This window comes from Pontiella desulfatans (genome assembly GCF_900890425.1).
Taxonomy (GTDB): Bacteria; Verrucomicrobiota; Kiritimatiellia; order Kiritimatiellales; family Pontiellaceae; genus Pontiella; species Pontiella desulfatans.
Window position 1 is genome coordinate 65153 of record NZ_CAAHFG010000002.1, and the last position, 22134, is coordinate 87286.

Below are 22134 nucleotides of genomic sequence, written 5' to 3' on the forward strand. Positions count from 1 at the left end.
GCCGGGGTGGCTCAGTCCAACATCAAGATGGCACCTTTTGGGTGCCCTCATATCCTCCTGCTTTTAACCTGCTTCAACAGAGAGGACGTTTGGGGAAGCAGGAGGGATAAAATCCTAATCGTTCTGAACAACAACTAACCAAAGGAGAAACATGCAAAAAATAACTAGAAGACTAATGACAACCCTGCTGCTCGGAGCATCGCTCGCATTGTTTGGGTGTGGCGGAGATGATGACGAAGGTAGTGGAAGTTCTGGTTCCGAGAACTCTTTTGATTTTTCAGGCACTTATTCTGTCACCTATGAAATAACCAAGGGCACCTCTAGCTTACCAGTAGGTAGTTACTCTGGTGACCCAGTAATCGTCCAATCCAATGGGGATCAATTAACAATGTCCTTTGGGATTCCTGGCCAATTTTGGACTGAGTTCACAACAAGCTATGGGTTCATGGATGATCCTTCAGATCCTGAATATCAGTTTGATACTACAGACAATCTCGACGAAGGAGGAAGCCTTCTCCCTGCATCATTTTATATTGAAGGACAGTTCGAGCCACAGTCTGTATGGGCGCACATCAGAATTGTTGGAACGGAGACTATTGAACTCGATATTAGGGGAAATAAATAGCGCAGAACAATAAAGGGATAGTAAACCTGGCAATGGAAATCCATTGAAGAGGACGCACAACGTGCAGGCCTCTCTGGGAAGGTCTAGTCAACCACCCGGTAATGAAATGACTGAAAACCCATGAGGTGGAAAGACAAAGTAATGAGTTTGGCGAGGTGAAGGGTGTAGCCCTGAATCTGACACACAGCTCCGAGAAAATTGAAATTTTGGGTGGTTTAGCCGATCCCTTTGTCCCGGGCGCAGGCCATGGGATGCGGACGTTATCTGACCAGTGCGCATCTCCACCCCGGGGTCCAAGACAGCATCGAGCCAGACAACGATAGATGGACAACCAGGCGAGTTACGCAGGCTCTTGGGGAATCGACCGCAATGGAAGTACCCGAGTATGTCGTTCAATGTGAAAAGAGAACGCCAAATGGCCGCGTATAGCGTGACGGAAAGCGGTGTGCTGCAATGGTCTAGCGATGAAGCGGCTAATCCCCGTGGAGTGAAGCTTTCCGCGGATAATCAACTGGGGAAGGAGAAACATGAATCGTCATTCAACGGACGCATAAATTATGGCAACAAACCTGAACCAGATAGGAGTGAAGGCGCGCAAGGAGTCGAAGCTGGTGTTTACCAGCTTGTATCATCACATCTGCGATGTGGACAACCTGCGGGCCTGTTTTCATGCGCTGAAGTCGGGCAAGGCGACGGGGCTGGATAAAGTTACAAAGGAAGAGTACGGAGCAAAACTGGAAGAAAACCTGCTGGATCTTTCCGGGCGGTTGAAACGGATGGGCTACCGGCCCGGCGTGAAACGGCGCAGTTATATCCCCAAGGCTGGCAGCGATAATCTGATCCTCCACTTGATATGACATTCAACGGCACAATAACTGCAACGGGAGCGATTACATTCGAAATGCCTACGACTACATTTAATGGTATTGTTGCTGTTGATGGGAACGCTATGTCTGGCAGCTTTGTTGGTTCAAATAACGGAGAAGAATGGGCGGGCAACTGGACAATGAATAAACTTTAACATTTGCAGAACAAGAACATTGAAACGCCACGGCACAACGCCCGGATTTGAAGGCGATACTTGTTGCCCAGTATTCGGCTTATGCTAAACGTTCTGCACAAATATTAACCAAAGGAGAAACATGCATAAACTAACCAGAAGACTAATGACAACCCTATTTATTGGAGCGTCACTCGCACTTGTTGGATGTGGAGATGATGATGGGAAAGAAGATAAGGATTCCGGCATCGTAGGAACATGGAGATTATATAAGGAAGAAATTGATGGGAAGACATATTACTTCCCTTCGCCAGAAGGCTATTATGGGAAGTTGGTGTTTAATGCCGACGGATCAGGAACCTCATATTTCAATTTCGCGGGCTCTTATGGGTTTAATGATATCTTTGAGGGGTATGTACCAGATGCTGATGCTCCCGAAGACTTTACTTATACCGTCACTGGCAACGAGGTCTCCCTCGGTGGTGAGTTCCAGTTCACTTTTTCAGGTAATGAATTTGTTCTTTGGGATGATGGTGACTCCTCCTTTTTCCGGAAAGAATAGGCGAAATTTGTGAGCACAAACGGGTAAAGGGGAGTGACTAGCTCCCTCTCCCCACACCACCAAGCATGTCGAAACTACGCAAGCTTTTATGAAATTTGAACCCAATTCAGTTTGGGCATATGTGAGCACATCTAGTGTAGATACAATCGCATTCAACATACGGGGAAATAAATAACGTTCTGCATAATAAACTAACCAAGGAGAAATATGCAAAAACCAACCAGAAGACTAATGACTGCTCTGCTTCTTGGAGCATCACTCGCACTTATTGGGTGTGGAGGAGACGACGATGGAGGTGACAACGGAAGCGAAGCCAACTCGAGTATTGTAGGTACATGGACAGGTCATGTTAACAGCACACATGCTGCCACTCTTGTTCTTAATTCTGACAACACAGCTCAATGGTCGACAGATGACTCAAATGGAATTATTGGCGGAAATTACAGTATTAATGGAAATCAACTTATAGTTGCACTCATTGTAGATGGCACAACAATTAACTTAGACCTTTTGGTGTCAGGCAGTTCTATATCAGGTACAGGCTACAATACAAAAGGAGAAGCCAGCTCTATTTCCTTAGCGAAGCAGTAGTTCTGAATTAACTGCTCAAGCATATTAGCAGAACCAGCGGGTTGAGCTGACACGGTACAACGCACAATTTTCATGCCTGCCGTTTATTCCCGTGTCAGCTCACCCGTAACGTTCGCTTCCAAAAATGTTAGCCAGTTTAAAGCGTCGTGGCCATTCGCTCGACAATGAGAGACATCCTGTTTATACCCGCTTGCGCGGCAGTCGGGATCTCCCCGAAGGTTGGCGTTTTTGGCTGGATCTTTCATCATCTACTTTTCTCCCTCAAATCCCCAGCGAACCAGGGGCTTGAGTTTACCCGGACAACGCCGGTTTTAATTTCAAAGTTTATTCGCCGGGCAACTCAGCCCGGTCGTTGAACTAAGCCGCTACGCGTCAGGCTCTCGCATTTAATTCGTTTTGGGAAAAAGGGTCGTGGAAAAAGGGTCGGGCCGCCTAATTCGTCATATTGAATCGAAGCTCTTCCATTTCCCCGGCGGGAATGGCTTGTGCGGGAGCGGGGACATTCCTGTCCCCGACGGGGGCCGGAAAGCCCCGCTCCGTTGGAACCACCCATGAGGACGCCTGCGGTACAGCCAGCGGGATGCCTGGGGTACTGTTGCGGTTGGGAAGTCGGTTGGGGCATGGAAGCGTGGCTTGCATATCGAATGCGAGCTAATGCCAATCGCAATTTACCCGAATGAGCCTTATGGCAAAGCCATCTGTGCCGTCTTGTCCGTTTTCGGGTGTTGGTCGCGTTTTGTATGGGTAATGCCCCATCATTTAACCAACCGGGAGAGAGAGAATGAAAACGATCGTTGCAACCGCATGCTGTATGCTGGCCCTCCAGGCCATGGCGAAGGAATACGCTGCCAGCGAAGGCTGGAAGCCGCTTTTCAATGGCAAGGATTTGTCTGAATTCACGGTTGAGGATGGCCAGGCGACCTATGAGGTTAAGGATGGCGTGATTACCGGCCATACGGCGGTGCCGAGCCCCAACACCTTTCTCGCCACGAAGGCGCAGTATGGCGATTTTGAACTGGAGTTCGAGGTGAAGGTTTCCGACAAGCTCAACTCCGGTGTGCAGATCCGTTCGCGCTCGCGTGTGGCGGATGAAGGCAAGTTCAAGGTTGGCCGGTTCTATGGCCCGCAGGTCGAGATCGAGGCGGGGCCCGGGCAGGCCGGCTACATTTACGGGGAGGCGACCGGTCGAGGCTGGCTTTCGCCCGAACCCACATCGAAGGATCCGGCGGTCAACCAGCATAGCCATTTCAAGAACGGGGAGTGGAACCACTACCGCATCGTGGCCAAGGGCGCGCGTATCCAAACCTTCATCAACGGCCAGCCCATCGCCGACCTCTCCGACGAGGAAATCTTCAAGACGCATCCGAAAGGGCAGCTCGGCCTGCAGGTTCACGGCATCAATGCCAAGCTGCACCCGATGAGCGTCAGCTGGCGCAACCTCCATATCCGCGAAATCTAACCGTGCTGGTGGGGCGGGCCCCGTCCCGCCCGAATGGCGGCTCGCCCGAATGCTACTGGGTTGAGGGAAGGGGCGTCAATGAATGGTTTGATTGCGCGGCGCTATCCGTATAGAGTGGTTCCCGATGCGTGTAGTTATGAAACCATTGATGGTGCTGGGGTGTGTGCTGGTTGCGGGGTGTTCGAGTATTCCGGAGCGTGAGCTGGAGAATGCCTTCAAGTACCAGCGCCTGAAGCGCTACGACATCGAGTTGGCCAAGCCGATTGCCTCCGAATACCAGACCTTGGCCTCCAAGGCGTGGAAAACGATGGCAGCGGGGGGAACCTCCGAATACGTCAGCATCCTTGAGCTGGGCGATGACGCCTTGCTGGCACGCATCCACCTGATCCGGTCGGCCAAGGAGTCGATCGATATCCAGACCTTCATCTGGAAGGACGATCCCACCAGCCGCTTTGTGTTCGACGAATTGGTGAAGGCCGCCGAGCGCGGGGTGCTGGTGCGCATCCTGATCGATGCCGTCAACACGCCGGCCACACCGGCGCAGCTGGCTCGCATGGCGCGCGCCCACCGCAACCTCGAAATCTGCCTCTACAAGCCACTGCGCGAAACCATCGAATACGGGAAGATCGGCTTCATGGGCAACCTGGTGCTGAAGACCAAGCACATGAACCGTCGGATGCACAACAAGCTGGTGCTCGTGGATGGCCGGGTCGGGATTGCCGGAGGCCGCAACTACGAGGGCAAATACTACGACCGCGATCCGGACTTTCTCTTCCGCGACCGCGATGTGGTCGTGGCCGGCCCCGCCGTGATGGATATGCAGGATTCGTTCGAGTTGTTCTGGCAGGACAAGAGCGCGGTATTCCTGACCCAGCTGCTCGATGTACGGCGGGAGTTTGAAAAGCTGACCAATGGCAACGAGCCGTTTTCCGATCCGGACGATCTTTGGATGTTCGGGGAGATCGACAAGCTGGCCAACGAAAGGTCGCTGGCGAAGGTCCGCACCAGCATCAAGGTCTACGAGGCCGACAAGGTGATGTTCATCTACGATACCCCGCGCAAGTTCCAGGGCGGCAAGGGGCGCATGGATTTTGACGAGTGGTTTGAATTCCTTATTACGGGCAGTACGGATCGCCTCGTCTACCAGACGCCCTATCTCATCTACAGCCGCAATGTCCGCCGTCGCATCGCCGAACTGCGCGAGGACCATCCGAACTATCGGATCATTGCTTCCAGCAACAGCCTGGCCGCCGCCGACCATCTGGCGGTCTATGCGCTCTCGTTCAAGCACCGGAAGGAGCTCTACAAGCGGACAGGCATCGACATCTACGAAGCCAAACCCTATCCCGGGGATCAGCATGATTATGTATACGGACTGGATGCGATTGTGGATCGGGCCATCGAGAACGCGGGCATCGATCGGGACGATGTTGGCCGGATTGAACGGGCGGGGCCGTTGCTCTGCATCCACGCCAAGTCGCTTGTGCTCGATGGCAAGGTGGCCTTGATCGGGTCGCATAACTTCGATCCGCGCTCCGCAAAGTTGAATACCGAATGCGGTGTCTTCATCGACGACGAAGAGGTTGCGTTGGCCCTGGAGCGGGTGATTCTCAATGGGTGCGAACCGCAGAACGCCTGGACGGTTAGCAAGGGGCCGAAGACCCCGGTCATCTCGCACTTCAGCGGGTTCATCGGCGCCATCTCGACCGCGCTGCCCGTGTTCGATATCTGGCCCTACCGCTACACCACGAACTTTGACCTGAAGGAGGGGTGCGCCCCCTTACCGCCGCGCGATCCCAACTTCCAGCAAAACTATACCGATGTCGGGTATTTCCCAGAGGTGCCCGATTCGTCCACCGTCATCCAGACGCGTCTGATGAAAGCGTTCTTCGGTTGGGCGCGCCCCCTGATGTAATCCGGAGCCTTTATGCATAAGCGAAAAAGACGATTCACCCGCGATGTCCTCTTGGTGCTCGCCGTGCTCACCACCGCGGTGGTGGTGCCGGTGGCCTACCTCGCCACGCAGGCACGCCGCGATATTTCCGAGCAGTTCATCGACAATGTCGCCAACCAGGCCGTCAGTGGTTTCCGTGCCATGTCCCTTTCGATGGAAGCCACGCTGGGCCTGATCCACGACTGGGGGGGCGGCGGCCGGATTTCGATTGAAAAGGGCGACGAGCTGGCCCATCTGCTGCTGCCGGTTTTTGACCGGGAAAGGCTGCTGCATGGCGTCACCGTTGCCGTTCGGGATGGTAATAGCTTCTATCTTTATCGCACCGAAACGGGGTTCCGTTCCCGTCGGGTGGCCTTGGGGGTGGAAGGGGACAATGCGGACGTGGTGGAATGGTCATCCGGGCATGAACCGGTAACGCGTTCCAAGGCCCGGTCGGATTTCGATCCGCTCAACCGCCCATGGTTCGGTCCGGCCCTGGCATCGGGAAAAATCCACTGGACCGAACCCTATACGTTCTTCACCGCCCGCAAGGTGGGCATCACGGCCTCCACCTCCTTCGTGCGCAAGGAGGGCAACGAAAGGGTGGTTGTTGCCTTCGACGTTTTGCTCGATGAACCCTTCGCCGAATTCTACAACCTGGCTCCAAGCGAAAATTCCCGTGTGATTATTTTCCGCCACGACAACCAGCTGTACATACCGGGTTCAGGCGGCTTGCAATCCGGGTTCCTGCCCATGGGCAAGGTCGAAGACAACCTCGTTCGCAAAGTGCATTCCAACTGGACGGGCGAAGACAACCTGGCAGACCGCGTGGTTTCCATCTTCCACGACGGCATCGTCTGGTGGTGCGGGTTCCGGCCGCTGGACCCCGGGAACCCCAACACCTGGATCTGCGTCATGATTCCCGAGTCCGACATCCTCGGCCATGCCGGCCGGCGCCGTATCAACCTCCTGATGCTGGGCATTGGCTCCATCCTGGGCGCCGTTGCCCTGGCCTTCTGGATCGTGCGCCGCGGCCGCCGGCCCTTCGAAGGGGCCGCTTCCTACTTCGACACCGAGCATCCGGAGGCCAGCGTTCGTAGCCTGATCGCCGGTGGCGAAAACCGCGCAGTCGAATTCAAGTCCACCATGCGCATGAACCTCCACTCCAAGAAGCCCGGCAAGGAGATCGAGCTTGCCTGGCTCAAGGGGGTCGCCGGCTTCCTCAACACCGATGGCGGAATCCTGCTCCTCGGCGTCACCGACGATGGCGAAATCACCGGCCTCGAGCGCGATGTCTTCGAAAACGAAGACAAATGCCGCCTCCACTTCAAAAACCTCATCGGCAAGCACATTGGCGCCGACCTCTCCAAATACATCCGCTTCATCCTCGTGCCGGTGGATGGCACGACCGTCGGCGTTGTCCGATGCGCCCGGTCCGGCGAGCCGGTCTTCCTCAAGGATGGCAACAAGGAGCACTTTGCGCTTAACCCCGATTTTAGGACCACCGGCTTAAGTGGAACCTGCGGCCTTAGCATGATACAAAAGGACGCATGGAAATGGGAAGAAAACGAAGAACATTCACGGACAAGTTTAAGGCCAAGGTGGCGATTGATGCCATCAAGGGCATGAAGACATTGGCGGAGCTGGCATCGGAATATCAGGTCCATCCGAACCAGATCTCGGATTGGAAAAAGCAGTTGCTCTCGAATGCCCCGGAGCTTTTTGCATCGGGCAAAAAAAAGCAGTCTCAAACGGAAGAAGAGCTTACGGCTCCACTTTACGAAGAGATCGGGCGTCTGAAGATGGACGTGAAGTGGCTCGAAAAAAAGCTATGAGCCTGCCCCTTTCAACGCGCCGCAGCTGGGTGGAGCCCGGCACTGATTATTCGGTTCGGCGGCAGTGTAGGCTCGCAGGCGTCCCCAGATCGGGCTTCTACTATGACCCCACCCCGGAAACGGCGGAGAATCTGCTCTTGATGCGTTTGATCGACGAGCAGTATCTGCGGCATCCGGAGTTCGGCTATCCACGCATGACGGACTGGTTGCGTGATCAAGACTATGATGTCAATCACAAGCGGGTCGCCCGCCTCATGCAGCTGATGGGGATTCAGGCCATCACGCCGGGGCCGCACACAAGCAAGCCCGCCCCGGGGCACAAGATCTACCCGTATTTGCTGCGCAATGTGGACATTGAGCGGGTGAATCAGGTTTGGAGTACGGACATCACCTACATCCCGATGCGGCAGGGATACATGTACCTGAGCGCTGTAATCGACTGGTACAGCCGCTATGTGCTCGCCTGGGAGCTTTCAAGCACCATGGAGAGTACGTTCTGCGTTGATGCGCTCGAGTGTGCGCTGACGCAGGGCAAGCCGGATATATTCAACACCGACCAAGGAAGCCAGTTCACCTCGAACGCCTTTACCGGCGTCCTGTTAAACGAAAACATCACCATCAGCATGGACGGGCGAGGAAGGGCGCTGGACAACGTATTCATCGAACGGTTGTGGTGGTCGGTGAAGTACGAGAAAATCTACCCCGCATGCTATGCCGACGGGCATGCGTTGTATCGGGGACTCGAGAGCTACTTTGACTATTACAATCACGAGAGGAAGCACAGCGCTCTGGACAAACGAACCCCCGCCGAGGTATTCATGGGAGGAGCAGTCAGAACATGATCGCAAGTGATGCCGTCGCTGCGCTCCGCCCTCGGCCCTCCGGGCCGCCCCTTCGGGGACGGGCTACGCTCCGCGACGGCATCATAGAAGGGCGGCTCGTTGGCCGCCAGAACACGGAACAGGGAACCGCAGGTTCCACCTTAAATTCGCCGATCCGTGGTCGGACATTGGGGGTAGGCGCACTTCTACATCCGCAACGGCCCCGCTTCCGACGAACTGCCCGTCAGCCAGGCCCTCAACTACATCAAGCACAGGTAATGATCCCAGTAAGTATATCATCCAGCACCCACGATCGGGGGTGCCGGATGATATACTTCTTGGCGGAGGAACCCGCGTGAAACTCTTCGATTGCCACAACCATATCCAGGATGAGCGGCTCATGCCCTCCATCGGAGGCGTCATGGAGCGGGCGGTTGGGGCCGGCGTGGTTGCCATGGGGGTGAAGGGCTGCCGCGAGGCGGACTGGCTGCGCGTGGTCGGGTTGATGGAAGGCTACGGCGGGATTGTTCCTTCGTTCGGGTTGCATCCGTGGTTCATCGCCGACCGTTCGGCGGCATGGGCCGAAAAACTTGAAGCGCTTCTTTTGCGGTATCCGCAGGCCGGGGTGGGCGAGGTTGGGATCGACCATGCCATCGAGGATCGCGACGACGCGGATCAGGAGGCGGTGTTCCTGGCCCAGCTCGCGCTGGCGCGCAAGCTGGAGCGCCCCGTATCCATTCATTGCCGTCGCGCCTGGGGGCGGTTGATCGAGTTGCTCGACGGGTTTGGCGAGCTGCCGCGCGGCATGCTGATCCATTGCTTCGGCGGTTCGGCGGAGGTGGCGACGGAGCTGGTGAAGCGCGGGGCCTATATTTCCTTTTCCGGTTCCATCACCCGGCCGAACGCCCGGAAGGCCGGCGCCGCCATCCGCGCCGTGCCGGACGACCGCATTCTCATCGAAACCGATGCCCCCGACCTTCTTCCGGCCACGGCCGAAGGGGAGCTGAACGAACCCGCCAATGTCCGGCTGGTGCTCGCCAAGGCCGCCGAACTGCGCCGGGTTCCGAAACAGGAACTGGCCGAACTGACCTTCACGAACGCCGAACGGTTTTTTGGAATTGCTCCTTGAAACGATGCTGGCGAGCAGAATGCCAAGGCTTGGGCGTTAAATATCCCGAGCCATGTTTTCAATCAAAGGGGTTTCTTGGCCGGACCGTTTTTGAACTCTGGTGGTCCGGTTTCCCACGGGTATCCGTTCTTGGCCTGTTCGTAGGCCAGGGTGAATAGCTCGGTCATGTATTCGATGTCGAACAGCTCGTCCGGCTCGTCGCGGAAGTTGGCCGGCAGGTGGGCGGCGTGGTACTGCATGTCGTTAAGCTCGGCGTCTTGGTAGATGCGGTACATGTCGCCCAGCCCTTGCGCGCGCAGCAAGGTGATGAGCGATTGCGTAAGGATCGGCACGGTCTTGGGTTTCAGGTGTTCGACATCCGGGGAAACCTGCGAGTTCCGGATCAAATAGACGTGCGCCTCGCCATGGAAGCCCGCGAGTTCCAGGGCATTCTCCATGTTGAACGAAACCGGGCTGATGAAGACCTGCGTCGTAACGCCGCCATCCACGTGCAGCTCATCGAAGGTCTGCCCATTGTGCTCCACTTCGAAATAGACAGGGGGAAAGACGCCGGGAATCGCCGCCGAGGCCAGCAGCACGTCGATGATCAACTCGTAGGCATCCGGATGCCCGCTGGCGGCGATGGCGCCAAGGTCCCAGATGACCGGCCGCTGCACATCGAGATAGGTTGTGCCAACGAGCAACCACCGACCGCGCAGGTATTCCTTCGCCACCTTTTCCATTTCGGCGGGCGTGAAATAGCCCTTCACGATTTTCCTTAGCGGCGCGTTGTTGGCCATGGAGTCGGCGGTGAACAATCCGGAGAAGAAGCGCTTCTTGAGCACATCCTTGGTGGAGAACTTGGTATACATCTCCTGGATTACGTGGTCGTAGTCCGATCCCAGGAACGCGAACGGGGCAATGAGCGAGCCCGTGCTGATACCCGTCACCATCCGGAATTCGGGACGGGTTCCGGCAGCCGTCCAGCCCGAAAGGATGCCTGCACCGAACGCCCCCTTTTGCCCGCCGCCCGATATGGCCAGAAAATGGACCGGGGCGTTGCGGTCGTAGGTCGGGTCGGACATGACCTGTTCCCGGATGTTCCTGATTTCCTCCTGGTTGGCGAGTGTGCCGTTGTCGCCCCATATGCGGACGTCGTGCATGCCCGGGATGGCGGCGAGGGAGGAATAGTCGGCGGGGGGAGGAAGTCGCGTTATGGAGGCGCACCCGGCCAGGAGTGCCATGGCCAATAGAATCCCAATCGTCGAACGTTTCATGCCTGTCCCCTTATTCCTTGTAAGCGATACCGAGTTAAGCAGGTTCCTTATGGAAATGGAAGATTAGGATGTGTAAAGGATTTCAACACGTTCCCATCCGCCGTCCTGGGTGGCCTGTACCGTTTCGATGCGCTCGATGGCGAAGCGGGGCAGGGCGGTATTGGCGAGCAGGGCAAGCGGCCGGGCATCCGTATGGATTTCGCTCTTTTCCGCCTGGTTTTCGCGGTAGACGATACGGTAGGCCGCTTCGGTTTCGGGGTCCAGTTTGCGCAAGCGAACCGGAGCCGCCTGGTTCCGGGCGGCCTTGCGCTTGGGCTTCATCCGCTTCTGTCGCGAGGGCAGGCCATCCGGCGGCGCGAGCGGATAGGGCTCGCCACCGAGGATGCCGTGGATCTGCCGCTCCAGCTCGAATATCTCGGCCAGGCGATCCTCGCGCTCCATCAGCTTCTGGTTGATCTGGATCTGGTTGGACATGGTTTTGCGTAACGAGTCATGCGTAATTTCCCCTTTGCAGCATGAGCTGTTCGGGGCATCGCTATTCACGAATCACGAATCACGAATCACGAATCACGAATCACGAATCACGAATCACGAATCACGAATCACTTCTTTTTCTTTTTGTCGTCCGCTTTCGCCGTTTCTTCTTCTTCGGCTGCTTCTTCCGCTTCCGCTTCGGCCTCTTCCGGAATCTCTTTCACAACGGGTTCCGGTTTCGGTTTGGGCGGGGTGGGGCGCGCCGACGGGACGGGCTTGTTGAAGCCGGCCACCGGGACGGGCGGTTCCGGATAGACGAATGCGCCTTCCTCGCCGACCAGTTCCTCCACCTGCAGCTCGATCTCCTCGATCTGGCGGTAGGCCTCCTCGCGCTTCACGAGCAGCTCGTCGATCTTCACGCGCGCCTCGAAGGCTTCGCGGATCGTCTCCGCATCGGCCTGCAGGATAATGTCGCGCGCAGTCAGTGGTATGAGTTTTTTTGCCATGGGATTAACCTCTGGTTATTCGCTATTTAAAAAAGTTCACAATTTTCCGGACGAGCGTGTGTTCGCCGTCCGCTTCTTCAACATCGTCTTCCGGCTCCTCGTCCGTTTCCGGCGGGAGTTTTGCGAGCACCTTGCGGGCCTTGGTGGCCACCGCCTTGTTCCAGTCGCGGGTCAGCTCCTCCACCGCCGCATGGGTCAGGATCGGGTTGTCGCACAGGGCCAGCCGCACCTCCGCGCAGGGCGAGCGCATCAGCTTGCGCACCTGCGCGTGCGTCAGCATCGCCGCCGCGGCCGCGAACCGGTGCAACGAAGGGCGCTTTTGCTCCAGCAGCTTATCCAGCCGTTCCGGCTTGGTGCCGGCGAACCGGATGCCGCGCAAGGCCAGATGCCCGATCACGTTGAGGTGCTCGTCGTCGTTCACCAGGATGTCGAACAGCTCGTCGGTCAGGTCGTCGCGGTAGGCCATCCGGATGCGCACCGCTTCCGACTCGTGGTGGCAAAGCTCCACCTTGCCCGAGTCGGGGAGCGCCGCGTTTTGGGCCAGCGCCTCGCAGCTGACCGGGTCGTTCGAGGCCGCGATGCACAGCGCCACCTCCTCGTCGATCGACGGATTTCCCGCCAGCGCCGCGCGCACCTCCGCCTGCGCATCGTTCGCCAGCACGTGCTGGATTTCGGCGGGCAGGTCTTCCCGCCGGGCCGTCTCCAGCCGCAGGGCTTCGTCGTCCGATTCCGCGCGGGCCAGCAGCTCGCTGCCGGTCGGTTCGTACAACTCCTTGATGGCTTCCTGCACCACGGAATCGGGGCTGAGGCTGAGCGCCTTCACGATTTCCGGCGTCGGCTTGCTGCGCGCCAGCATCAGGCGCTGGGCTTCGGCGTCGTCGCTCTCCGCCCACCCCAAAAGGGTTTCCGGTTCCACCTTGCCATAGGCATAGAGGTTGGCGCGCACCACGGCGGACTCGTCGGCCGAAAGCGCATGCGCCAGCTCTGGCGGCAGTTTGGTGGCGCCCGCCAGCGCATTGCGCACCATCGGCTCCGGGTCGAGCGCGAGCGCCGTGCGGTAGTTTGCGCCGATGCCCCCGTTGCCGGCCAGCGCCGCGCGAACGAACAGGTTCGAATCGTTCAGCAGTTCGGCGGTGATCTTGGAGTTCTGGAGCTTGTTGGCCGCCAGCGCGGCGCGCACGGGCGCACCGCCTTCGCGCGCCATGCGCACCAGCAGCAAGTGCGAGCAACGCGGGTTGTTCGCGGCGGCCGCCTGGATTTCCGGATCGGGGCACGCCTCGGCCAAATCCTCGAGCACCTGGCTCGGCACGGTGGGGTACAGCGCCAGGAAGAGGAGCACATCGCGTTCGGGATGCTCGCTGTAGAGATCGATCAGCACGCGGCTCGGCAGCAGGTTGTGGCGGTATTGCTGCACAACCTTGCGCGGCCCATCCTTCCGGATGGCCTCGAGCAATTCATCTGTTTTAATCTCTGCGGGCATGGGTTAGTACGAATCAATCAATATTTCTCTGGGTGTACTGCCAACCTGTGGGCCGACGATCCCCTTGGCCTCCATCTCCTCGACGAGGTTGGCGGCGCGGTTGTAGCCGATGCGCAGGCAACGCTGGAGGTAGGAGGTCGAGGCGCGCTGGTCGCGCAAAATGATTTCAATGGCCTGGTCGAGCAGCGGGTCGGCCTCCTCGGCATCGCGCAGGGCATAGGCTTCGTCGCCCTCGCACGGCGAAAGATCGGTGATGGAGGTTTTGAAGCGCTGTTCGCGCTGTTCGGCGCAGTGCCCGACGACGCGGGCGATCTCCTTATCGTCCACCCACGGCCCCTGCACGCGCTGGAGCACGCCGATGCCCGGCGGACTGAACAGCATATCGCCCTTGCCGCGCAGGGTCTCGGCGCCCCGGCCATCGAGAATCGTGCGCGAGTCGATCTGCGACGAAACCTTGAAGGCGATGCGCGTCGGGAAGTTGGCTTTGATCATGCCGGTAATGACGTTCACGCTCGGGCGCTGCGTGGCAATGATGGTGTGGATGCCGACCGCGCGCGAAAGCTGCGCGATACGGGCGAGGGCGGTCTCGACGTCCGCGCCGGTGGTCAGCATGATGTCCGCCAGCTCGTCGATGACCACCACGAGGAACGGCATGCGCTTGAGGCCGAGCTCGTCCATCTTGGCGTTGTAGCCGGCAATGTTGCGGGCGCCGACGGCGGCCATGGTTTTGTAGCGCTCCTCCATTTCGCGCACCGTCCACTGCAGGGCGGGGACGACGAGCTTGGCTTCGGTGATGACCGGGCGCACGAGGTGCGGCAGCTTTTCGTAGGCGCCGAACTCGACGCGCTTCGGGTCGATCAGGATCAGTTCCAGCTCGTCCGGCGTGAAGCGGCTGGCCAGGCACATCAAAATCGTGTTCATGCAGACCGACTTGCCGCTACCGGTCGCCCCGGCAATCAGCATGTGCGGCGCGGCGCCGAGGTCGGTGATGCAGAGGCCGCCGCCCAGCTCCATGCCGAGCATGAGTGGAATGGCCGCCTTGGATTTTTTCCAGTCCTCGGAGCGGAGCATGAGGCCCAGGTTGAGCGGGGCCGAGTTGCCGTTGGGAATCTCGACGCCGACATAGGGTTTGCCGGGGATCGGCGCCTGGATGCGGATGCTTTCCGCCGCCAGCGCCAACGCGAGGTTGTTGCTGAGCGAGGTGATGGCCTCGACGCGCACACCGAGGCCGGGCTTTAGCCGCAGCTGCGTTACGCGCGGGCCAACGACCGCATCCCATACGGTGGCATCGACCGCAAAGTTGTCGAGCGTATCCTGGACGGCCTGCTTCTGGCGCTCGAGTTCCTCGGGGTCGATGAAAATAAAATTGGTGTCTTTCGGTTGGTCGAACAGATCGGGGGAGGGCAGGTTGTAGGTTTCGGCCGAAACGGGCTCCGCCTGATGCGTCTCATGCTCCACGGGTTCGGCGATCTTGATCGGCTCCGGCTGCACGATGGGCTGTTCCGGAACCGGCTCGTTGTTGGCCTCGGCCAGCTGCTGCCGGACGGTCTGGGCATTGTTCCGTACCCGCTCGAGCGCGGTGGCCTTTTCGACGGTAAAGGTTTCCTGCTTTGCGCGGCGCTTTGCCAGGGCCTGCTCGAATTCGCCGCGCCAGGCAACCAGTTGCTCCTCGCGGCGAACACGCTCGGCTTCCGCCGCCGCCTCCACCGGATCAACCGGTATCTCGATGGGTTCGTCGTCGATTTCAACCACTTCATAGCCCGCCACCGACAGCAACCCCTCGCCGATTTTCGACATGAACGAACGCACCGCGCGGGCGGAAAATGCATCTGTTCCCTTGGGAGTCAACGGCTTGCGTTTCTTGGTTTTGGATGGTTCGGCGGGTGCTTGGGGCATTGCAACTTTCTGGGTGTTCTTAAAGCCGGTCTTTATACCGAAACGCGGCTCCACCGGCGAGCAATTTCATGGGGTTTGGGCCGATCGAGCAATTTTTTGAAAATTCTTTTGAGCGGGGCGGGGATTTGGTTAGTCTGAAGCACCAAACCTTGGAGAATGGATTATGAACCCCTATGCACAGCAGTTGACCACCGTTGCCCAGTCCGCCCCCGATGAACGGGCGGCCTTCATCCGTAAAACCTACGCCCACCTCGCCGGCGCGGTGCTGGCCTTCGTTGGCCTCACGGCCTACATGGTCAACTCGCCGATCGCCGAGATGCTGCTCAGCGTCATGTCGATGCGGTTTGGTTGGCTGTTGATTCTGGGTGGCTTTATGATTTTCGGCCGTATGGCCAGTGGGCTGGCTTCGAGTACCAGTAGCCAGAACATCCAGTATGTCGGGCTGACGCTGTATGTGATCATCGAGGCGGTGATCTTTGCCCCGATCCTTTGGATTGCCACCTATATGCTGAACGATGCGACCGTGATTCCAACGGCGGGCATCCTGACGCTGGGCATCTTCGGCGGCCTGACGCTGGTGGTCTTCACGACCAAAAAGGATTTTTCGTTCCTCGGCGGGATCCTGAAGATCGGCTTCATCGTTGCGCTGGCGCTGATTGTCTGCGCGGTGCTGTTCGGCTTCAACCTGGGCCTGGTCTTCTCGTTCGCCATGGTGCTGCTGGCCAGCGGCGCGATCCTTTACGACACCTCGCGCATCATCCACAACTATGCCCCCGGCCAACACGTGGCCGCCTCGCTCCAGCTCTTCGCCTCCGTCGCGCTGCTCTTCTGGTATGTCCTCCAGATTGTCATGAGCTTTAGCCGGAGGTAGCCTTTCCGTGGGAAACGAGCTACCCAACCGCCATGGGCACGAAAAAGGGCAGACACATGGATCTGCCCCAAAAGGTACGCGTATGGGGGTAAATCCTAGAACGCGTAGGTGATGAACAGGCGGGTGTCGGTGGCGATGGTGTCTTCGGTGCCGTTGGTGAGATCGCGATAGCCAAGGCCAATCTTGAGGGCAACCGTGAGGTTGTCGAGCTTCGGGATGGGTTGTTTGGCAACCACGTTGACTTCGTGGCCGGAACGACCGCCGGTTTGGCTCTGATCGTGGAAGGTGGCGTTGTAGAGGCCGTAGAGCGTGGTCTTGCTGCTTTCGAGCGTGGTGACCGCCTTGGCGTAGAGCGTATGGGAATCGCCAACAAACTGTCCGGAGTAGAGCATCATCGATGATCCCAGCGCATGGTTGATGCCGGTGGTGGTTTCCTGGAAACGCAAGTTGTCGCCGTAGACGCCGAAGTAGCCTCCTTCAAGTTTCACTTCGCCCACCTTCTGTGCCAGCGAGAGGCCGAAGACATTGGCTTTGTGATCCGCCGCGCGACCGACGTCGACTTCGTTGCGGTAGTAGCCGAGCAGGGAGGTCTTTTCGGCCATGTCCCATTTGGCGCGCAGGCCGAACAGGTTGGCCACATCCCAGGCAACGGCGTCGAACGCGGCGACCTCGAGGTTTTCGATGCCGTTGTTTACGACTTCGCCCCAGGTGACGCCGTCGGTATCATAGCCGGTGCCGAACACGTCGCCGAAGTCGTTGAAGTCCCATCGGTCGTATACATCGATCCAGTTGCTCATGCGCCAGGCGTGGCCACCGGCAATGCGATGGTTCTTCACATCCTTTGACTCGAACTGGAGTGCGCCGATGGAGCGGGGTTTTTGCCGGAAGTCGTCGGCGCGGAACACTTCCGCATTGTTGACCTTGCGGCCGACGGTTGCCGAGGTGTTGGTCAGGCCGAGCGCTTCCATGTTGTAGTTCAGGTAGCCTTCGTTCAGGACGTTGACGCGTCCATTCGCCACGAGTGCATCGCCGGGGTGCGCGGCAGTGCCATAGTCCTGGGAGTCGAGCACGCCTGCGCCGTTGTAGGTTGCACCAATGGACCATCCCTCTTTTTCGGGGGAGAGGTAGTTGAGCTGAAGGCCCAGAGTGGTCGAGTGGGCGGTGTCCGGAGCGTTGTTTTCAAAGTCGCGGTACATGCTCAGCGCCTGGAGGCGACCGGAAAGTGTGCCGTAGCCAAGGTTGTTGAACTGTTCGATGACGCCTTCCGCCGATGCGAACGATGCAATCATGGCGGTTGCCAGAACGAGTGTTGTTTTTTTCATGCGAATTCCTTTCAAATAAAAGCAGGCCGGAATAATCCGGCCTGCATAGTGTTTTAAGCAGGCGGGACTAGCCTACGTATTTCAGGCCTTCGTTGTCCTTCTGCGTCATCAGAGAAGCAACCACCAGGGTGATGAAGCTGAGCGGGATGGAGATGATGCCGGGATTGTCGAGGCTGTGGATGGCGCTGGCCGGATCGAGACCGTATTGCCCGAACATGCTCGGGGAAGTCAGGATGATGCCCAGTGCGGAAACCATGCCGACGCCGATCGACCAGGCAATACCTTTGGCGGTGGTCTTCTTCCAGAAGAGCAACATGATGATCGACGGCAGGTTGGCCGAAGCCGCAACCGCGAAGGCCCAGCCCACAAGGAAGGCTACGTTCATGCCCTTGAAGGCAATGCCGAGGCAGATGGCAATGATGCCGACGACGAACGCCGCGATCTTGCCGGCCAACACCTTCTGGTTGTCGGTCATCTTGATGCCCATGTAGTTGTCCATCAGGTCGTGCGCGATCGCGCCGGAGGTGGCGACGATCAGGCCGGACACGGTGCCGAGTACGGTGGCGAAGGCAATGGCCGAAATGATGGAGAAGAGCACGAGGCTGAAGGCCTTGGCCAGCAGCGGCGCGGACATGTTGCCGCTTTCCACATCGATCACGCCGAGTGTCATTGCGCCGAGTCCCATGAACAGCGTCAGCACGTAGAAGAAGCCAATGCCGGCGATCGCGACGATGGTCGATTTACGGGCATCGCGCTGCGACGGGACGGTGTAGTAGCGGATGAGGACGTGCGGCAGGGAGGCCGTGCCGAAGAAGAGCGCGAGCATGAGCGAGATGAAGTTCAGCTTGCCGATGCCGCTTTTTAGTTTGAATTTCTGGCCGGGAATCATCAGTTCCGCGCCATCGGTCGCCTCGGGGCAGAAGACCTTCACGTGGTCGCTGCCGTCATCAAACTTGGCCACCTTGCTCTTGGGATAGCGGACGACTTCCGATTCCTGGATGGTGGAGAAATATTTGAAGACGCCCACCTTGCCGGTTTCGGTCTGGCCGTCCGGCAGCTTGGTGACAAGGCCGACGGACTTGAACTTGTTCTCTTCCTTCGGTGCGCCGTTGTAGAGCACGGCGCCGTCGGCGGTCTCCGTCTTGGACTGTGCTTCGAGCAACTTGCCGCCTTCCAGGGCAATCCACCAGTTGGCCACGCCGTCCTCAACCACCTTCACGAAGGTCTGGTCGAGGTACTCGGCGGTCGCCGCCGCGGTAACGCTGGAGGCTTCGATGGTGCGCGGGTTGAAGGTTTCCGGGCGCGGCTCGGTGGAGAGGCCCTTGTTCAGCACCGCAATCGAAAGCACGGTGGAGAAAATGATCAGCAGGCCGCCCTTGAGGAACTGCACATAGGTGGTGGAGGTCATGCCCGCCGTCGCCACGATCGTGATCACGATCGCGCCGACCATGCAGACGCCGATCCAGTGGGGCAGGCCGAGCAGCGGCGTCACGAGCACGCCCGCGCCCACCATCTGCGGAATCAGGTAGAACATGGAAACCGCTAGCGTGCTGATCGCCGCCATGAGCTGGATGCCCTTGGAGTTGAACTTGGAGTCCAGCGCGTCGGTGAAGGTGTATTTGCCCAAGCGCTTCATTGGTTCGGCAACCACGAACAGCGCCACGATCCAGCCGGCGAGGTAGCCGATGGAGTAGAGGAAGCCGTCGTAGCCCATGGTGGCGATGAGGCCGCAAATGCCGAGGAACGACGCTGCGGAGAGATAGTCGCCGGCAAAGGCGACGCCGTTGACGAACCAGTGGATGGTGCCGCCGGCGGCGAAATAGCCCTCGGCCGATTTCGCCTTGCGGGCAAAGTAGAACGAAATGCCGAGCACGAAGCCGACGAAGGCAAGGAAGATCGCAATGGCGATCGGGTTGGCTACATAATTCATGATGCAGCCTCCTCTTCCTTGGCATTCATCTCGTCTTCCTTCTTCGTGCAGAGATGGTTGTAGATCAGGCCGAGGATGATCGCGAAGACGATCAGCGCCATACCGTAGATGATGGCGAGGTTGGTTCCGGCGAGTACCGGCTTTTTCATGGTTTCGGTCGCGAATACCGCAATGCCGACAAAGCCCATGTAAATAACGCAATAAAGCCAGAACAGCTTGATGCCAAGCTTTGCCTTCCAATCGGACGATGCGTCCTTCTCCACTTTCGCGGCTGGTTCGTGCAACATGTTTCCCCCTGTGTTTGGTTTTAAGTATGAAGGAGGATTGCTTACCAGAACCGCCAGTTTACTCAATACATTAAACAAGCACTCATATATTAAGATTCGATGTAAATAGCTGGATTTGAATGGGTGTAAAAATACCGATTGAAGGGGCTGCTTAATTATTCAGCGACTTTTTCCAGCCGGATGTCGAAGATCAGCGCGGCGTAGGGGCCGATCTTGTCGCCGGCCCCGCGCTTGCCCCAGGCCAGATCGGGCGGGACAACAAATCGGAATTTTCCGCCTTCCTTCATCAGCGGCAATCCTTCCTTCAGGCCGTCGATGGCCTCGGCCATTGTGAAGGTGTCGGTCTCGGTGCCGTGGTAGGTATCCTTGATGACGGTGCCATCGACCAGCAGGATGCGCTGGTTTACCTCCACCGTGCTCCACTCGTCGGGCGATTTGCCCGTGCCCGGCTCCTTGATGGTATATTGCAGGCCGCTGGGCGTAACGATCACATCCGGCTTTTTCCGGTTCTTCTCCAGAAATGCTTCCGTCTCGGCGCGGTTTTGCCCCGCACCCCCGCGCCCGCGCTTCTTGCCGGCATTCTTATTGTTGTTCTTTTGTCTGCCCATGGTTGAATTAATCGGGGATTGGCCTTGTTCTTTCAAGCAGGAATTCAAGATGGGTGGGTATCGGCATGCGGAATGCTTTGTTACTTCCATGAAGAATGCATGCCTAGCGGAAGCGGATGAAAAAATCGAAATCGATGACGGGAGCGGGATAATCCATAAAAAATCACCGTTTGCGCAGGCTGCGCTGGTTTTTGCGGTGGCATCGTTGTGCATAGCGCTCCTGATGTACCTTGCCATCGTCGTGCTGTATTCGGGTTTCGAGGTTTATGATGACATGGGATCACTGTTCGTGTGCATGCAGCTTGGGGGGATCAGCCTGGTTTCCTATGTTCTCGCTCCGCTGGCATTGCTGTCCATTCTGATCGGGGTTGTGCACAAGCTGTGGAAAGGCAAGGAGAGCGCAGCGTGGGGTATGCTGGGCATTTCCCTAGTCATCGCCAGCCTGTCGGTGGCATGCGCATATTGGGCGTTCTCGCTAATGGCCATCGGTTGAATGGAGGGTATGGAAGAGGGAGCCATGAATGGAATTGATGAATATCACAGCTAAAATTCTGCTCACAACCATCATATGGATTGTCGGTGCCTACTTTGGATCAACGTCATCATCCGACCCCGCCGGCGAAATCTATGCGATGCTGATTCCGATGCTCGTAGCGCTTGTGATCTCCATTCCGGTGACGGTCAGTATTGCACGTACACCAGTAACGGCGGGTGGCTGGCGGGGCAGGGTTTTGGATGTTACGCGCTACGTGCCCTTGGCGATTGCAGGTGGGCCGGTAGCCATGCTCGCTCTTGTTCTGGCTTTTTCCCTGTTGCTGGCCCTTCTGCGGTTTGCATTCTCCGTTTACGGACTCGTGCTTCTGTGCACCGGAGTGGGCATTTGGTTTTTTGGATTCCACCGAAAGAAAAGGCTGGCACGGAACCTCGGGGCGGCTCCCGGGCCAGCAACCGATACTGTTGCAATGCCAGAGGAGCCGGAAGAAACTTTGCCCGCGCCCGAACCGGCTCCCGTTCCCATTCCCGCACCTGTTCCCGCCCTGCCTCCCAAACCCGGGCGACCGAGGAATAAGAAACCCGTGTGCGGTGTTTGGGCGTGGGTTCTTCCGGTAGCGTCGGTGCCTGTCGGAATAGGCCTTTTTTTTCTTTCGACTACATTCGATTATGACGGCTACGAAGCTTGGTTGATTTTTGCATGGGGACTGGCTCCGACATTCCTTGCGCTATGTATTTCTCCGATCCTTGCCATAGTATCGCTATGCCGCCGAGAACGGTTGCCAGAATTGTCCGCAACCATGCTCATCCTCTATGCTGTCGGTTTGTTGCTCTCTTTATGCGCAGGGCTGACCTAGGCAGTGCGACTGGGCTGGTTGGCATCGACGGTGCGCCGCTCGTCGGGGCTCATGTCGGCATTCCTGTTTTTTTTCTGTCTGCCCATGGAAGGTAATGCGTAACGGGTAATGCGTAATTCCGTCAACAGGAATTCTCTGGGGAGTTGAGTTTGCGCGATGTTTTCGAGAGAGCGAACGGAATTTATATCCAGCCGTAAGTG

22 protein-coding genes are annotated in these 22134 nt (G+C 57.9%); 13 read left to right on the forward strand and 9 right to left on the reverse strand.

Going from position 1 to position 22134, the window contains the following annotated elements; genetic code table 11:
- Nucleotides 1-151 precede the first annotated feature (151 nt).
- From E9954_RS16000 to E9954_RS16040, 9 genes are all read left to right on the forward strand, one after another.
- Complete coding sequence (locus E9954_RS16000; RefSeq protein ID WP_136080313.1) at nucleotides 152-625, forward strand: hypothetical protein; 474 nt, start codon at nucleotides 152-154, stop codon at nucleotides 623-625.
- Nucleotides 626-1182: 557 nt separating this feature from the next.
- Complete coding sequence (locus E9954_RS16005; protein ID WP_136080314.1) at nucleotides 1183-1482, forward strand: RNA-directed DNA polymerase; 300 nt, start codon at nucleotides 1183-1185, stop codon at nucleotides 1480-1482.
- A gap of 285 nt (nucleotides 1483-1767) precedes the next feature.
- Nucleotides 1768-2187: a lipocalin-like domain-containing protein gene (locus E9954_RS16010; RefSeq protein WP_136080315.1), complete on the forward strand. Its 420-nt coding sequence runs from the start codon at nucleotides 1768-1770 to the stop codon at nucleotides 2185-2187.
- Nucleotides 2188-2394: 207 nt separating this feature from the next.
- On the forward strand, nucleotides 2395-2778 hold the full coding sequence (locus E9954_RS16015) for a hypothetical protein (protein WP_136080316.1): 384 nt from the start codon (nucleotides 2395-2397) through the stop codon (nucleotides 2776-2778).
- Between the two features lie 781 nt (nucleotides 2779-3559).
- The gene (locus E9954_RS16020) at nucleotides 3560-4237 is read left to right on the forward strand and encodes a 3-keto-disaccharide hydrolase (protein ID WP_136080317.1); all 678 of its coding nucleotides are present in this window, start codon (nucleotides 3560-3562) and stop codon (nucleotides 4235-4237) included.
- 136 nt (nucleotides 4238-4373) lie between these two features.
- Nucleotides 4374-6152, forward strand: coding sequence for a phospholipase D-like domain-containing protein (locus E9954_RS16025; protein ID WP_168442323.1), 1779 nt, complete (start codon nucleotides 4374-4376; stop codon nucleotides 6150-6152).
- 12 nt (nucleotides 6153-6164) lie between these two features.
- Nucleotides 6165-7799: an RNA-binding domain-containing protein gene (locus tag E9954_RS16030; protein WP_136080319.1), complete on the forward strand. Its 1635-nt coding sequence runs from the start codon at nucleotides 6165-6167 to the stop codon at nucleotides 7797-7799.
- Nucleotides 7727-8847 (forward strand): IS3 family transposase gene (locus E9954_RS16035; RefSeq protein ID WP_407947725.1). Its coding sequence is split into 2 segments (ribosomal slippage): nucleotides 7727-7990 and nucleotides 7993-8847, totalling 1119 coding nucleotides; the frame shifts between segments, so codons are not numbered across the junction. Before E9954_RS16030 ends, E9954_RS16035 begins: the two co-directional genes overlap by 73 nt.
- Before the next feature lie 334 nt (nucleotides 8848-9181).
- Complete coding sequence (locus tag E9954_RS16040) at nucleotides 9182-9955, forward strand: TatD family hydrolase (protein WP_136080320.1); 774 nt, start codon at nucleotides 9182-9184, stop codon at nucleotides 9953-9955.
- Nucleotides 9956-10017: 62 nt separating this feature from the next.
- Here the strand turns inward: E9954_RS16040 and E9954_RS16045 are convergent, their stop codons facing one another.
- From E9954_RS16045 to E9954_RS16065, 5 genes are all read right to left on the reverse strand, one after another.
- On the reverse strand, nucleotides 10018-11211 hold the full coding sequence (locus E9954_RS16045) for a patatin-like phospholipase family protein (protein ID WP_136080321.1): 1194 nt from the start codon (nucleotides 11209-11211) through the stop codon (nucleotides 10018-10020).
- Nucleotides 11212-11274: 63 nt separating this feature from the next.
- Nucleotides 11275-11685 carry a hypothetical protein gene (locus E9954_RS16050; protein WP_136080322.1) on the reverse strand — a complete coding sequence of 137 codons (411 nt, stop codon included), beginning with the start codon at nucleotides 11683-11685 and terminating at the stop codon, nucleotides 11275-11277.
- A gap of 128 nt (nucleotides 11686-11813) precedes the next feature.
- Entirely contained in the window at nucleotides 11814-12191 is a 378-nt protein-coding gene (locus tag E9954_RS16055; RefSeq protein ID WP_136080323.1) for a hypothetical protein, read from the reverse strand.
- Between the two features lie 22 nt (nucleotides 12192-12213).
- Nucleotides 12214-13671 carry a hypothetical protein gene (locus E9954_RS16060; protein WP_136080324.1) on the reverse strand — a complete coding sequence of 486 codons (1458 nt, stop codon included), beginning with the start codon at nucleotides 13669-13671 and terminating at the stop codon, nucleotides 12214-12216.
- Between the two features lie 3 nt (nucleotides 13672-13674).
- On the reverse strand, nucleotides 13675-15468 hold the full coding sequence (locus E9954_RS16065) for a DNA translocase FtsK (protein WP_168442324.1): 1794 nt from the start codon (nucleotides 15466-15468) through the stop codon (nucleotides 13675-13677).
- Here E9954_RS16065 and E9954_RS32565 point away from each other — a divergent pair.
- Together E9954_RS32565 and E9954_RS16070 are read left to right on the forward strand one after the other, a co-directional pair.
- Nucleotides 15467-15667 carry a hypothetical protein gene (locus E9954_RS32565; protein WP_168442325.1) on the forward strand — a complete coding sequence of 67 codons (201 nt, stop codon included), beginning with the start codon at nucleotides 15467-15469 and terminating at the stop codon, nucleotides 15665-15667. The two genes, E9954_RS16065 and E9954_RS32565, sit on opposite strands and share 2 nt — an antisense overlap.
- Nucleotides 15668-15730: 63 nt before the next feature.
- Nucleotides 15731-16438, forward strand: a complete 708-nt coding sequence (locus E9954_RS16070; protein ID WP_222847207.1) for a Bax inhibitor-1/YccA family protein — start codon at nucleotides 15731-15733, stop codon at nucleotides 16436-16438.
- A 95-nt stretch (nucleotides 16439-16533) separates the two neighbouring features.
- Here E9954_RS16070 and E9954_RS16075 read toward each other — a convergent pair whose 3' ends face one another.
- From E9954_RS16075 to E9954_RS16090, 4 genes are all read right to left on the reverse strand, one after another.
- Nucleotides 16534-17760, reverse strand: coding sequence for an OprD family porin (locus E9954_RS16075; RefSeq protein ID WP_136080326.1), 1227 nt, complete (start codon nucleotides 17758-17760; stop codon nucleotides 16534-16536).
- 67 nt (nucleotides 17761-17827) lie between these two features.
- Nucleotides 17828-19690 (reverse strand): solute symporter family protein, encoded by a 1863-nt coding sequence (locus tag E9954_RS16080; protein ID WP_136080327.1) that lies wholly within the window; start codon nucleotides 19688-19690, stop codon nucleotides 17828-17830.
- Nucleotides 19687-19977 carry a DUF485 domain-containing protein gene (locus E9954_RS16085; protein ID WP_136080328.1) on the reverse strand — a complete coding sequence of 97 codons (291 nt, stop codon included), beginning with the start codon at nucleotides 19975-19977 and terminating at the stop codon, nucleotides 19687-19689. Before E9954_RS16085 ends, E9954_RS16080 begins: the two co-directional genes overlap by 4 nt.
- A gap of 155 nt (nucleotides 19978-20132) precedes the next feature.
- Nucleotides 20133-20585 carry an FKBP-type peptidyl-prolyl cis-trans isomerase gene (locus E9954_RS16090; RefSeq protein WP_136080329.1) on the reverse strand — a complete coding sequence of 151 codons (453 nt, stop codon included), beginning with the start codon at nucleotides 20583-20585 and terminating at the stop codon, nucleotides 20133-20135.
- A gap of 88 nt (nucleotides 20586-20673) precedes the next feature.
- On the opposite strand from E9954_RS16090, the gene E9954_RS16095 reads away from it, so the two are divergent.
- Together E9954_RS16095 and E9954_RS16100 are read left to right on the forward strand one after the other, a co-directional pair.
- Nucleotides 20674-21078: a hypothetical protein gene (locus E9954_RS16095; protein WP_168442326.1), complete on the forward strand. Its 405-nt coding sequence runs from the start codon at nucleotides 20674-20676 to the stop codon at nucleotides 21076-21078.
- A 28-nt stretch (nucleotides 21079-21106) separates the two neighbouring features.
- Nucleotides 21107-21934 (forward strand): hypothetical protein, encoded by an 828-nt coding sequence (locus E9954_RS16100; protein ID WP_136080331.1) that lies wholly within the window; start codon nucleotides 21107-21109, stop codon nucleotides 21932-21934.
- Nucleotides 21935-22134 lie beyond the last annotated feature (200 nt).